Source organism: Sulfuricurvum sp., from assembly GCF_036279695.1.
GTDB lineage: Bacteria > Campylobacterota > Campylobacteria > Campylobacterales > Sulfurimonadaceae > Sulfuricurvum.
On the sequence record NZ_DASUIQ010000016.1, the window covers coordinates 1 to 14,026 of the forward strand.

The 14,026-nt window shown below is 45.2% G+C and carries 13 protein-coding genes and 1 pseudogene; all 14 read left to right on the plus strand.

What is annotated here, in order from left to right:
- Positions 1-110: 110 nt before the first annotated feature.
- Positions 111-794, plus strand: a complete 684-nt coding sequence (aat, locus tag VFW36_RS02245; protein ID WP_329657199.1) for a leucyl/phenylalanyl-tRNA--protein transferase — start codon at positions 111-113, stop codon at positions 792-794.
- 50 nt (positions 795-844) lie between these two features.
- Positions 845-1,291 carry a DUF3015 family protein gene (locus tag VFW36_RS02250; RefSeq protein WP_329657200.1) on the plus strand — a complete coding sequence of 149 codons (447 nt, stop codon included), beginning with the start codon at positions 845-847 and terminating at the stop codon, positions 1,289-1,291.
- Between the two features lie 48 nt (positions 1,292-1,339).
- Complete coding sequence (locus VFW36_RS02255; protein ID WP_329657201.1) at positions 1,340-3,124, plus strand: DUF4105 domain-containing protein; 1,785 nt, start codon at positions 1,340-1,342, stop codon at positions 3,122-3,124.
- A 48-nt stretch (positions 3,125-3,172) separates the two neighbouring features.
- On the plus strand, positions 3,173-4,150 hold the full coding sequence (locus VFW36_RS02260) for a transaldolase (protein WP_329657202.1): 978 nt from the start codon (positions 3,173-3,175) through the stop codon (positions 4,148-4,150).
- A 4-nt stretch (positions 4,151-4,154) separates the two neighbouring features.
- The gene (locus VFW36_RS02265; protein ID WP_329657210.1) at positions 4,155-5,339 is read left to right on the plus strand and encodes a PilT/PilU family type 4a pilus ATPase; all 1,185 of its coding nucleotides are present in this window, start codon (positions 4,155-4,157) and stop codon (positions 5,337-5,339) included.
- Between the two features lie 69 nt (positions 5,340-5,408).
- Positions 5,409-5,945: a 50S ribosomal protein L25/general stress protein Ctc gene (locus tag VFW36_RS02270; protein WP_294894957.1), complete on the plus strand. Its 537-nt coding sequence runs from the start codon at positions 5,409-5,411 to the stop codon at positions 5,943-5,945.
- Positions 5,946-5,947: 2 nt separating this feature from the next.
- Complete coding sequence (gene pth, locus VFW36_RS02275) at positions 5,948-6,496, plus strand: aminoacyl-tRNA hydrolase (RefSeq protein ID WP_329657203.1); 549 nt, start codon at positions 5,948-5,950, stop codon at positions 6,494-6,496.
- 55 nt (positions 6,497-6,551) lie between these two features.
- The gene (locus VFW36_RS02280; protein ID WP_329657204.1) at positions 6,552-7,634 is read left to right on the plus strand and encodes an LptF/LptG family permease; all 1,083 of its coding nucleotides are present in this window, start codon (positions 6,552-6,554) and stop codon (positions 7,632-7,634) included.
- A gap of 23 nt (positions 7,635-7,657) precedes the next feature.
- Positions 7,658-8,866, plus strand: a complete 1,209-nt coding sequence (gene lysA / locus VFW36_RS02285; protein ID WP_329657205.1) for a diaminopimelate decarboxylase — start codon at positions 7,658-7,660, stop codon at positions 8,864-8,866.
- A gap of 2 nt (positions 8,867-8,868) precedes the next feature.
- Positions 8,869-9,648 carry an HAD-IIA family hydrolase gene (locus VFW36_RS02290; RefSeq protein WP_329657206.1) on the plus strand — a complete coding sequence of 260 codons (780 nt, stop codon included), beginning with the start codon at positions 8,869-8,871 and terminating at the stop codon, positions 9,646-9,648.
- On the plus strand, positions 9,645-10,727 hold the full coding sequence (gene pheA, locus VFW36_RS02295; protein ID WP_329657207.1) for a prephenate dehydratase: 1,083 nt from the start codon (positions 9,645-9,647) through the stop codon (positions 10,725-10,727). The genes VFW36_RS02290 and pheA overlap by 4 nt, the downstream gene beginning before the upstream one ends.
- The gene (gene hisC, locus VFW36_RS02300; RefSeq protein WP_329657208.1) at positions 10,724-11,818 is read left to right on the plus strand and encodes a histidinol-phosphate transaminase; all 1,095 of its coding nucleotides are present in this window, start codon (positions 10,724-10,726) and stop codon (positions 11,816-11,818) included. The genes pheA and hisC overlap by 4 nt, the downstream gene beginning before the upstream one ends.
- Before the next feature lie 12 nt (positions 11,819-11,830).
- Positions 11,831-13,552, plus strand: coding sequence for a flagellar basal-body MS-ring/collar protein FliF (fliF, locus tag VFW36_RS02305; protein ID WP_329657209.1), 1,722 nt, complete (start codon positions 11,831-11,833; stop codon positions 13,550-13,552).
- 9 nt (positions 13,553-13,561) lie between these two features.
- Positions 13,562-14,026 (plus strand): annotated as a pseudogene (locus VFW36_RS02310) (flagellar motor switch protein FliG); the annotation flags it as partial.

Genomic DNA, 14,026 nt, shown 5'->3' on the forward strand with positions numbered 1-14,026 from the left:
TCCGAAAAAATCAAAGATCCTCTGGTGGATGAGATGCTTTTTGGGCGTTTGGTACAAGGTGGAAAAGTTTCGGTGGATTACACCGATGAGCTGCTATTCGATTATGCGGTATGATTCCGAAACTCACCCATCACCTCTCCTTTCCTAATCCTCTTCTTCATGCCTCACAAGAGGGGATTGTTGCTTACGGCGGTGATCTTTCCCCCTCACGTCTGATGCTGGCGTACCGTTTGGGGATCTTTCCGTGGTACGGTATCAATGATCCGATTTTGTGGTGGTCACCCGATCCGAGGCTGATATTGGAACTGGATGATTTTAAACTCAGCCGATCGTTACGTAAAAAAATCCCTCAGTTTGAGATCCGTTTTGATAGCGCTTTTTCGTCAGTAATCCGTGAATGCTCAACCGTACCACGTAGCGGTCAAAGCGGGAGCTGGATTGTCCCTCAGATGATCGAAGCGTATGAGACGCTTCATGCCCTCGGATATGCCCACAGTGTTGAAGCGTACCAAGAGGGACTTTTGGTCGGCGGACTCTACGGTGTGAGTGTCGGAGGGGTATTTTGCGGCGAGTCTATGTTTGCCAAAGTCTCCGATGCGTCGAAAGTCGCATTGGCTGTATTGGTAGAACATCTCAAAACGTGGGGATTTGATTTTATCGATTGTCAGGTTCCGACCCCCCATCTAAAAAGCCTCGGAGCCAAAGAGGTATCGAGGGAGTTTTTTTTAGAACGCCTTGCGAATGCGTCGATAATATCCACAAAAGAGAATCCGTGGAAAATGAGAAATATTTAAGGAATATTCCCTTATACTCCCTGTTAATTCTTATGAAAAAGGGGCTTTATATGAAAAAAGTTTTGATCAGTATTGCAGCTATTGCAGCACTTAGTACAGCAGGTTTTGCAACCGTAAACAGCCAAACAGGTTGTGGGTTAGGTGCTCAAATTATTCATGATGACAGTTCAGCGGTTATGTTGGCACTTCAAGCAACAATAAACGGTACATCAGGAAGCCAAACTTTCGGTATCACGTCAGGTACGTCGGGATGTAAAAAAGCGAAATTTGTTATGAATGAACGTGCCGCAGAGTTCGTTGCATCCAATATGGATCAGCTTTCCCGTGAGATCGCAATCGGTCAAGGTGAGAGTGTTTCGACCTTGGCAGAACTTTTGAACGTTCAAGATAAAGCAGAATTCGCATCAGTGCTTCAAGCGAACTACAACGCTATTTATACCAGCGAAAAAGCCGATATGGCAACGGTTCTCGATAACGTTTCTACTATCGCTGGATAATCACATTTTCAGAACGTGTATACGTTCTGAAATAGTTTAAGGTTTTTTTTGCCATTTCTTCTTTTATTATGTGCACTGAGTTTATCGCTCCAAGCCGTTATGACCGATAAACTGATTGCACAAGCCCATACCAAACACCTTTTCGATAACCGCTATTGGCATCTATTGATGCACTCTCCGAAAGGTGAGAGTGAGATTGACGATGATACATTTTTTCTCTCGCATGATGGAAAAGAAAATCTCTCAAACGAACTTGATGAAACCATCCGTCGTCTTAATGACGATAGCAACCGAAGCAATGAGTCTATTTTCTGCCGTTTTCCGGCACGTCGGGCTTGGCTGGAGAAAGAACTCAATACCACTTTCGGGGAGGGGGAATGCAGTGATTATGATGCCCTTGTTACGAAAATGGATCCCCAAAAAGTAACCCTTGTTTTTCCGAGTGCCCACATCAACTCCCCCGCATCGATGTTCGGTCATACTTTTTTGCGGATCGATTCGTCAATGGAATCCAAATTGATGTCATATGCGATCAACTATGCGGCCCATACGGAGGATACAAACGGGTTTATATTCGCGTATAAGGGGCTTTTCGGCGGGTATTACGGATATTACTCTATGCTTCCCTATTATGAAAAACTAAAAGAGTATCGTGACAGCGAATCTCGTGACGTATGGGAATATGATCTTAACCTCACTCCCGATGAGGTAATGGCAATGGTGCGGCATATCTGGGAATTGCAGCGTATTAACTCGTGGTACTATTTTTTCGATGAGAACTGCTCGTACCACATGTTGTGGTTAACCGAAATCGCCCGTCCGAGTGTTCGTTTGAGAGATCACTTTTTTTATTATGTTATCCCCCCCGATACGGTACGGGCTTTTGAAGAGGAGGGGTTGGTGACCCAAAAGCATTTTCGTCCCTCAAAGCGGACGAAACTCTTGGCGTACGAAAAAGAACTCTCTCCTGAAGCAATTTCTATCGTTAAATACTTAAGTGAGGGGGATATAAATAGCACGAATACGCTATCCGAGCAGGAACGCCGTTATGCCCTTGAATCGGCAGCGGAATTGGTTGAATATCACTATATAGATGGGAAATTATCTAAAGAGGCGTATGCGTCACATTACCATACGCTTTTGTCTCAACGTGCGGCACTAGGAAGCGGTGAACAGCTTGAAATACCGTTTAAATCGAATCCCGATTCGGCGCACCGATCTGCACGGATGTCTCTATCACAAGAATGGATTGAACATCGCTCACCGGTACTGATCGGATGGCGTCCCGCATTTCATGATTTGGGAGAAGATGATACGGGGCATCTCTCGGGTGCGCAGATTGAGTTTTTCGATACGGTGTTTGGAGTTGAACATGAATATATCACGTTGGAAAAACTGACAGTGCTCTCGTTGGCTTCTATTGTCCCTGTAAGCCATTTTTTCAAGCCGCTTTCATGGCGTATGAAAAGCGGTTGGGATCGTGACTACGGAGGGGATCATCTCAGTTTTGTCACTCGCGTCGGAGCGGGTGCTTCGATCGGAGATGATAGGGTCTACGGATATTTACTCACGGAACCGGAAGTTCGACTCGGTTTTAATCCCGACATGGGGCTGGGATTTAGCGGAGGGATAGGGATTCATTGGGAGAGTCGTATGAAAACCCATCTTGAAGCGGGTCATATTGTCTATTTGGACGGAGTGGATCGGAATCGTCTCACCTTTTCACATCTGTGGCAATGGAATCCGTATTGTTCTTTTACCGGAAGTTATGAAGCGATAGAGCAGGGGTATCATGAACAACGTTATACGCTCGGTGCAAATCTCTATTTTTAATTATTTTTCGGCATAATAGGCACACTTTTTAACACGGAGTTTTGGATTATGTACATAGCGGAAGCGCGCTTTGCCCTCTGGGCTGATTTTATCGAACGAACATTTTTGGATGAGGGTTTTAAAGAACTCATTTCAAAAGGGATTATTAACGGAGCAACCTCCAACCCCGCTATTTTTAAAAGCGCGATTTTAACGTCACCTGCGTACAAAGAACAGATCGCTACCCTTTCTCATCTCTCACCAAAAGAAAAATACGAAGCATTGGCACTGTTTGACATCCAAAAGGCGGCGGATATTTTACGTCCTTTGTATGATGCGGGAAATGACGGATATGTGAGTATTGAGGTTGATCCGTTCTTGTGCGATGATGCCGAGGCGACGATTGCCGAGGGGATTCGCCTCCATCAGAGTATCAACCGTCCCAATGTGATGATTAAAGTCCCTGCAACCCCTGCGGGATACATCGCTATGGAAGCACTCGCATCAGCGGGAATCGCGGTTAATGCAACATTGATTTTTTCGGTTGATCAGGCGCTAAAATGTGCCGAAGCATTCCAACGAGCATCGCAGAAGGCTTCTGTGGATACTGTAATCAGTGTATTTGTGAGTCGAATTGACCGTGCCATCGATGAAACGCTCCGAAATAGTGGGGTGGGCATCGGCTTGATGGGGATTCTCAATGCCGCCGATATTTATAACCGTGTCGAAGCGCTGAATGTCCCGAAATGCCGTGTGTTATTTGCCAGTACTGGGGTGAAAGGGGACGAGTTTAGAGCCTCTTATTACATCGATGAACTCTTAGCTCCTAACAGTGTCAATACGGCTCCGATTGCAACGATTGATGCGTATGTGAATGGAGGAGATTGTGTGATAAAACTTCCGATTGACTCAAAAGAGATCGAAAAACATCGACAAAAAGTAGCCGATGCGGGTATCCGTATGGAGTCAATTATTCAACAACAGATAGAAGAGGGCTTGGACGCATTTAAAGTCGCATTTTCTGAAATCCTAAAGGCATTGGAGTAGTATGATGAGTCAGCAGAGCGATTTAGGTGAACTCAATTTTGAAGTATTGAAAAAAATACGGGGCTACTTGCGTCGTATGATTGATGCGGGGGGCAGTGACCTTCATGTTAAGGCCAACAGTGTTGTTCGAGCACGGATCAATGGGGAAATTATCCCCCTCTCGGGTGAGATTCTATCCAAAGACGATGCGCTGATTTTTGCTAAAGAACTCTTACGTACCCGCTTTCCCGAATTGGTAGAGAAAAAAGAGGTGGACTTGGTCTATCCGTTTGATGAAAATACCCGCTTCCGTATTAACATTTTTTTCCAAATGGAGGGGATTTCAGCGGTATTTCGTCTGATTCCCGTCAAAATTTTGAGTATTGAAGAACTCAAACTTCCCGATGTCATCCATAGTTTTGCCGATATGGAACGGGGTATGGTTCTTGTAACAGGGGTAACGGGAAGCGGAAAATCGACAACTTTGGCGGCACTGATCGATGAGATTAACTGGAAACGGCGTAAGCATATCATCACGATTGAAGATCCGATTGAGTTCGTTCACAAAGACCGAAAATGTATCATCAATCAACGCAGTGTCGGACAAGACACGGTGAGTTTCGGCAATGCACTTCGGGCGGCTTTGCGGGAAGACCCCGATATTATTTTGGTCGGGGAGATGCGGGATATGGAGACGATCGAAATCGCACTCCACGCGGCGGATACGGGTCACTTGGTATTCTCAACTCTCCATACCCTTGATGCGAAAGAGACGATTAACCGTATTATCTCGGTTTTCCCTCATGCGGAGCAAAATCGTGTTCGTATGACCCTCTCATCGGTTCTCAAAGGGGTTATATCACAGCGTCTGATTCCGACGGTTGACGGGAAACGTACCGCAGCCGTAGAAATATTGATCCGTACACCTCGTATCGAGCAGCTCATTGCCGAAAATCGGGATGTCGAGATTCCCGATACGATTGCGGAGGGGAAAGAACTTTATAAATCCCAAACCTTTGATCAGGGGATATTGGATCTTTATCTTGAAGGTCGGATAACGAGAGACGATGCGTTTGCTTTCGCTACGTCACCGTCGGATTTAAAACTACGGATGGAAGGGTTGAGTACGACGCTTGAAAAATCGAAATTGGGTGTGGATGACGGTCCGAAAGAGTTTAGAGAAGAGGAATATATCGGCTTAAAAAGCTAACCTAAGATTTAGAATAAAATAAGCTATATTTAAGTATAATTCGCCTCATTTTATTTTAAGGACATGATTATGTTAGAAGGCATTGTAAGAGAGAGTATTGGCAAAGCTGCTACAAAAGCGTATCGCCGTGATGGTTATCTTATTGCTAACATCTACGGAAAAGGGCTTGAAAACGTTCACGCCGCGTTCAAAATGAACGATTTTATCCGTACAGTGCGCAACAAAGAGACCGTAGCATTCGCTGTAAGCGTAGCGGGTAAAGAGATGAACCTTGTTGTTCAAGGGTATGAGTCTCATCCGGTTTCAGGTAATTTGTTGCACGTTGATTTGATGGTTGCACAACCTGGTGTTGTCACTCACTATCATGTTCCGGTTGTTACCGTAGGAACACCGATCGGTTTGAAAAACAAAGGGATGTTGTTTGTTGCTAAAAAACGTCTTCGCGTTAAAGCGGCAATCGAAAACTTGCCAAACAACGTCACTGTTGATGTTGCTCCTTTGGATTTAGGTGATTCTGTATTGGTTCGTGATCTTCCACGTGTTGAAAACGTAACGTTTACCGATTCAGACCGCGTATCGGTTCTTAGTATCATCAAAGCGAAATAAGGATGCTGATCGTCGGACTGGGAAACCCCGGCTCGGCGTATGCATCAACCCGTCATAACATCGGGTTCATGGTGATTGACGAACTCGCTCGTCGTCACAGTGTGCAAAACATTTCAAAGAGCTCCTTCGAAGGGGAGTTGTTTAAAATGGGGTCACACTTTCTCCTCAAACCGCTCACATTTATGAACCTCTCCGGTCGCTCTATTCTTGCCGTTAAAAATTTTTACAAAATTGATGAGGTTATTGTCATCCACGATGATTTGGATTTACCGTTTGGGGCATTGCGCTTTAAAAGCGGCGGCGGACACGGCGGACATAACGGACTCAAATCGACCGATGCGGCGATTTCACCCGAGTATATTCGGGTTCGTATGGGGATCGGTAAACCCGAACACAAATCGCAAGTTGCCGATTATGTGCTCCATTCGTTTAGTGCGGAGGAACAATCCAACCTTTCGGATTGGATTAAAAAAGCCGCTGACGCCGTCGAGATGCTTTTGACCCAGAACTGCAGCGATGTTGCGGCACGATGTTCCTTGAAGGGGGTCTAAAAGATTGTAGGTTTTATTGGGTACAATAACTCCAATTTTTTATCATTAGGCTCTCATGCTCGCATTTACAACTTTAGCGCTACTTTATTTACGGTATTTTTCCATTGTCTTGATCGCCCTGAGCAGTTTTATGGTCGGATTTGATCTGATGGATAATGCTTCGGAACTTCCTACATCAGCCAATCTTATGCTTATTTACGTGATGTATAAATATTTTTATGCGATCGATATGATGCTCCCTATTTCATTGGTTTTTGCCATGATTGCCTCTTTGGTTGAACTGGTTCGTTCAAACGCATTGGCCGCTTATTTTGCGTTAGGGTATTCAAAAAACCGCATGATGATCCCTTTTCTAAGTACGGCGGGTGTGTTGATCGGGATTTACATCGCGTTGCACACTACCAATTTTGCACGAGCCAATGAGTTTGCCGATAATCTTCGCGAAACGTCCGAATTTATCCGTCCCACCAGTAACCTTTTTTTCACCCACGAGGGGAATTACATCTATTTCGGAAACCTCTACCCCCTCAGTAAGCGTGCGGAAGACATTCGCGTATTTACTTTTGAGGGCGATTCATTAAAAGAGTCGTTAAGTGCCAAAGAGGCGGTATATGATAACGGGTATTGGAATATTCAAAAAGCCCATTTAATACGCCCTCCGAGCGGATTCGATTTGAAGGCTGCCGGTTTGGTTGCGGAGGACAAAGAAAATTTAAAAGTGTTACACGATTTCAAACCGAAAATTTTGGATCAGGTGTATGAGGGAAAAGTCAATTTTACGATCGGTGATGGGTTAGATGCCCTGAAACTCTTAAAAAATCAAAATGTCGATGTGGCTAAAATCACCAGCGCGATGTACCGCATTTTTATCTCCCCTTGGTTCGCTGTGATTTTAATGGTGATCTTTTTTACCTATGCACCGGTGAGCAGCCGTTTTTTAAACCTCTCGTTTTTTAGTTTCGGTGCCATTTTGGTAACGCTTATGGTGTGGGGGGTGTTGTTTATGTTGGGAGAACTCTCCAACAACAAAACGCTCATCCCTGAAATGGGGATAATTGCCCCTATTGTTTTGCTAAGTAGTGTAATGTTTTGGAGGCTTGGAAATCCCCTAAGGAGAGTTAGGGTAAAATCGCGATAAAACTAATTCAATGGGGATTACGGGTGATCGATTTTAAAGCTTTAGCGCAAACCTACGGGACGCCTTTGTATGTGTATGATTTTGATGCGATGCGTACTCAGTTCGAGTCATTAAAAGAGGCATTTCGCGGTCGTAAATCGATTCTTGCGTATGCCGTAAAAGCAAATTCCAATCTTAGCGTCGTCAAACATTTCGCACAGCAGGGTTCCGGGGCAGATTGTGTCTCTATCGGAGAAGTGCGTCGTGCATTGATGGCGGGAGTTCCGAAATACCGTATCCTTTTCAGCGGTGTCGGTAAACGCGACGATGAGATCCGCGAAGCGATAGAATCGGATATTCTCTATATCAATGTCGAGAGTGAAGCGGAACTCGGACGTGTCGAGATGATCGCTCGTGAGCTGAATACCAAAGCCCGTATCAGTATCCGTGTGAATCCGAATATCGATCCGAAAACCCACCCTTATATTTCGACCGGTTTGCACGATAATAAATTCGGCGTGGAGATTGTCGCGGCAAAACGGATGTATATCCAAGCAAAAAATTCCGAAAATCTTGACCCCGTCGGTATCCATTTTCATATCGGAAGTCAGCTCACCGAGTTGGAACCGATCTATGAAGCGGCGGTGATTGTCGCGGATCTTCTTCGCTCTCTTCAGGCGATCGATATAGAGCTCAAATTTTTTGACATCGGCGGCGGTCTCGGTGTTCGTTACGACAATGAAACTACGATTGAGCCGTATGATTATGCACAGGCGATCCTCTCGGCACTCAAAGGGATCGATGTCACAGTCATCTGCGAACCGGGACGTTTTTTGACGGCGAATGCGGGATACTTCGTGACCAAAGTACTGTACGAGAAAAATAACGGAGCTAAACGCTTTGTGATGGTGGACGGAGCGATGAACGATCTCATCCGTCCGAGTCTCTACAAAGCGTACCACCGTATCGAAGCGCTGGACAAAAGCGGTGCAGAGAGTGCAGCGGATGTCGTCGGTCCGGTATGCGAGAGCGGTGACTTTTTGGCGAAAAACTATCCGCTTCCTCCGATGGAACACAATGACCTCCTTGTCGTTCACAGTGCCGGAGCGTACGGTTTCGGTATGGGAAGCAACTATAATACCCGTGGGCGAAGTGCTGAAGTTGCGGTTGAATCGGGCAAAGAGCGCCTAATCCGCCGTCGCGAAACGTTTGAAGACGTCATCGCGTTAGAACGAGAGTATTTGCAGGATTAATGATGTATTTCATAGATGTTCAGGGGACACTGATTGACGATCATACCAAACTTCCTACCCGTGGTGCGGTTGAATTTATCGATTATCTCAATGAACATCAAATTCCCTATATGGTGATTACCAACAGCACGAAAAATCCGAGTGATGAGTTTTTGGGTTATTTGAACTCTATCGGATTGCATATTCCCCAAACTCATTACCTCGATCCGTTGATGATGTTGGAGAGCCATATTGACAAAATGAAAAAAGTGGCGGCATACGGGTCGGAACCTTTTTTGAATGTACTGCGTTCGATGGGATATACCCTCGATTTTAACTCTCCCGATGTGGTGCTGGTTGCTATCAAAGAGAACTTTACCCCCGATGAGTATGCGCAAATGATCGAGTTTCTCCTTGGAGGTGCAGAGCTTGTCGGGATGCATGAGACGACGTTGTACGCCAAAAATCATAAACGCTACCCGGGTGTCGGGGCGATTTTGAAAATGTTGGAGTTTGCGACATCGGCTTCGTATACCGTTGTCGGGAAGCCGAGCAAAGCTTTTTTTGAAGAGGCGCTGTCTCGACTTCAGAGACAAAATGAGGGGGCAGAATTTAGCGAGATCACGATTATCAGCGATGATGTAAAAGGGGATCTTATCGGAGCTCAGGCGTTGGGGATGAGAGGGGTATTTGTCCTCAGCGGAAAAATCCGAAACGCCGATGAGATTATTCCCTCATTGAAGATTTCCGAGCGACCGGCTGAAATTTATCCTGATATGCAGGGGATATTGGAGAAGATATGAATACATTGGAAGAGTGCAGAGCACGTATTGACGAGATTGATAATGAAGTTGTAGAACTTTTGAACCGCCGTATGGAGGTCGTGCGCCGTGTCGGTGAGATCAAACATGAAAACAATGGTGCCATCTATCGTCCTGAGAGAGAAAAATCGATTATTGACCGCCTTAGCAAAATCAGCGAAACGGCAAACGGGCTTTTGAACCGTCAAGCGATCGAAGCGGTATTTTTGGAAATTTTTGCCGTTGCCCGTAATCTCGAACTTCCTGAACGTATTGCATATTTGGGACCTGAGGGGAGTTTTACCCATCAGGCGGCGGAGTCTCGTTTCGGAGCAATGAGCGATTATCTCTCTTTGGGATCGATTGCGGCAGTGTTTAAAACGCTTGAAGCGGGTCGCGCCAAATTCGGTGTCGTTCCGATCGAAAATTCTCGTGACGGGGTTGTAGGGGAGACGCTTGATCTATTGGGAAAAAGCAGTGTTAAAATCGTAGCCGAGCTTTATATGCCGATTCATATGGCATTCGCAACCAAAGCGGAACAAATACATCATATCAAACGGATTTATTCCAAAGACAAAGGGTTTGGGCAATGTCGTGAGTTTTTGGCGGAACACGGGTTGGACAGTGTGGAGCATATTCCGGTTGAATCTACCGCAAAAGCGGCTATTTTGGCTTCAAAAGACCCTGAAGCGGCAGCAATCTGTTCTCACATCGCCGCAAAATTGTACGGTGTACCGACGCTGTTTGAGAACATCGAAGATACCCAAAATAACGCCACCCGCTTCTTTATCCTCAGTGATTTTAAAAACGGTGTCAGCGGTGAAGATAAAACCTCTATTTTGGTTCGACTTAAAGATGCCCAAAAAGCGGGGGCACTGGTTCACTTTTTGGAAGATTTTAATAATGCGCAAATCAATCTCAGTAAGATTGAGAGTCGTCCTTCACGGGATAACGACGGGTTTGGATACTGGTTCTTTATCGACTTTTTCGGTCACATCGATGAAGAACGGGTTCAATTGCTGATTCAAAAACATCATGAAGAAGTAACATGGCTGGGCAGCTACGTAAAGGGGGAACTATGAAATTTAATGAAGCACTGGAATCGATTAAAACATACGAGGCGGGAAAGCCAATCGAGTTGGTCGTTCGTGAGTACGGGATTGATAAAGACTCTATCGTAAAATTGGCGAGTAATGAAAACCCGTTCGGGTGTTCGCCGAAAGTCAAAGAATCAGTACGTGCTATCGTCGATAATATGGCACTCTATCCCGATGATTCGATGGTGAAGCTCAAAACGGCTTTGTCGAATAAATACGGCATTAAAAGCAATGAACTCATTATCGGTGCGGGGAGTGATCAGGTCATCGAGTTTGCGATTCACGCTAAAGTGCACAGCGGCTCGAAAGTCCTTGTGAACAGCGTCACGTTTGCGATGTATGAGATCTATGCCAAGCAAGTGGGGGCACAAATTATCCGCACTGCATCACGCGAACACAAGATGGATGAATTTTATGCCCTCTATTGTGAGCACAAACCCTCTATTATTTTTCTCTGTACCCCTAATAATCCTACGGGTGACGGGCTTCTTGCGCAAGAGATGATCGATTTTATCGCTAAAATCGACAGCGATACGTTGGTTATCGTTGATGGGGCGTATATGGAGTACGCTCGCTATAAAAATCCGGCTTATGCGGTTGAACCGAAAGAGTTGATTGAACGTTTTGAAAATGTCCTTTTTCTGGGGACGTTCTCGAAAGCCTACGGACTTGGGGGGATGCGTGTCGGTTACGGTATCGCGCAAGCGCCTATTATCGAAGCGCTCTACAAAGTCCGCCCGCCGTTTAATATTACGACTCTCTCTCTTGAAGCGGCATCGGTTGCACTGGAGGATGAAGCATTTGTTCAAGAGTGTATTGCGGATAATTTCAAAGAGATGGCTCGATATGAAGAGTTTGCACGCTCCAAGGGGATCGATGTGATTGACAGTTATACCAATTTCGTCACTTTATCGCTTCCTGAAGAAAAAAATTCATCGAAAATTGCGCAAGAACTCTTAAAAAAGGGTATGATTGTACGTGATTTAAGCAGTTACGGATTGAACGCGATTCGTGTTACAATCGGAACCACCGTTCAGAATAATCGATTTTTTGAACTCACTGATCCTTTATTATAAAAATAGGTAACAATGGATTTTAAGACTCTCTTTTCGCAACTTGTTGTTTTTTTCGGAAAGCTCACTCAAGCACAAAAAATGATTATCGGCGCGGCGGTTGCCGGGATTGTCGCATTCCTGATTTTTTTGGTGGTTTACTCTTCTGAAGGATCAAAAAACGATAATGGAGGGTATCAAGTCCTCTTCGAACAATTAAGCGGCGAAGATGCCGCAAAAGTGATAGAACAGCTTGAAAAAGACAAGATACCCTACCGGATTCCTCGTGAAAATGTGATCGAAGTTCCTAAAGAAGTTGTCTATAAAGAGCGTATTACGATTGCTTCTATGGGGATCCCTAAAGAGGGGCATGTCGGATTTGAGCTTTTTGACAAGCAAGAATTCGGAGCGACTAATTTCGATCAAGAGGTTAAATTTCGCCGTGCGTTAGAAGGTGAGCTTGCCCGTTCCATCGATTCGCTCGAGCCGGTTGAAAAATCGAGTGTCTCTTTGGCGCTTCCGAAAGAGACTCTTTTTGTCTCTGAAGAGGTTCCTCCATCGGCATCGGTTATGGTGCAACTCCAAGCGGATCGAAAATTGACTCCGAAACAGATCCGAGGGATTAAAAAACTCGTTGCGGCGGCTGTTCCGAAACTTACCCCCGAAAATGTGGCATTGATCGATGCTGAGGGTGATACGCTTGGGGATAATGACGACGCCAGTGCGATGGGTGAACTTTCGGCAATCCAACAGCAATATAAAACCAAAGAAGAGAAGAAGCAAGAAGAGAAAATCATTAACGTTCTTGCCCCTTTCATCGGTGGAAAAGAGCGTGTTGTCGCCAAAGTGACCATTGAATATGATTTCAGCGAGCAAAGCTCCACGTCCGAAAAATATGATCCTGAAAATGTCGTCCGTAGTGAGCAAAGCAGTGAAGAGAAACGAGACGGTGCCGCTCCGGCGCAAGTCGGCGGTGTTCCGGGTGCGGTGAGCAATATCGGTCCGGTTCAAGGTCTCGCCGGAGGCGGCGGTGAAAAATTCGAGAAAACGACCGGTACGACTAATTATGAAGTCTCTAAAACCGTTTCAACCACCAAAATGGAGTTTGCCCGTATCAAACGTATGACGGCAGCGGTTGTGGTCGATGGTAAATATGAGCCAAAAAAAGATGCCGCAGGAGAAGCAACGGATGAGATTGCGTATGTTGCGTTAGACGAAACACAGATTCAAGCAATCGATGCCTTGGTCAAACAATCGATCGGGGTTGATGAACAGCGCGGAGATCAGGTTACCGTCCGTAACTTTGAGTTTCAGTCTTCTAAAGAGGGGAATAAACCAAAAGACGGTGCGTCTAAAGCATCTACCTTTATTTCGACGTATCTCCTTCCGTTTGCCCCTATCTTTAAGTATATTTTGGTCGCGGTTATTTTGTTTATCGCTTACAAAAAAATCATTATTCCGTTCGCGGAACGTATGCTTGAATTTAGCCGTGAAGAGGAAGAATTTGAGAAACCGAATTTGGAAATTGTCGACGATGAAGATGAAGATTTAGCCGAAAAAGTACAGCTAATGCGTAAAAAAGTGGAAAGTCAGCTCGGTCTTGGGGATAATTTCAACGAAGATGAGTTGAAATACGATGTATTATTAGAGAAAGTGCGTGAAATTGCCGAAGATCATCCGGAAGAGATTGCTTCGTTGATTCAAGCTTTGATTGATGAAGAATCGGTACCTGCTTCTGATACTTCACATAAGCGATAGGAGGAGCCAATGACCCTAACTCAGTCCCAACAAGCTAATTTCGATGAAATGAGTATGTCACAAAAAGTGGCTATTTTGTTGGTACAACTGGGTGAAGACGTTACGGCTACCCTTTTTTCACGGATGAACGTCGATGCGATCACCGAAATCTCCAAATTTATCGCCAATAATCGCTCTATCGAAAAAAATATCGGAGCCGCGGTTCTCGAAGAGTTTTATGCGATCATCCAATCCAATCAGTACCTCAATACCGGCGGTATGGACTACGCTCGCGAACTCCTCTACAAAGCTCTTGGACCTGAAGAGGCTAAAAAGGTATTGGAAAAACTGAGTAAAACGATGCAAAGCACTCAGAACTTTGCCTTTTTATCAAAAATCAAACCGCAACAGTTAGCCGACTTTATTATGAATGAGCATCCTCAGACAGTTGCTTTGATCCTAGCGCATATGGACCCTTCAGCCGCGGCAGAAACC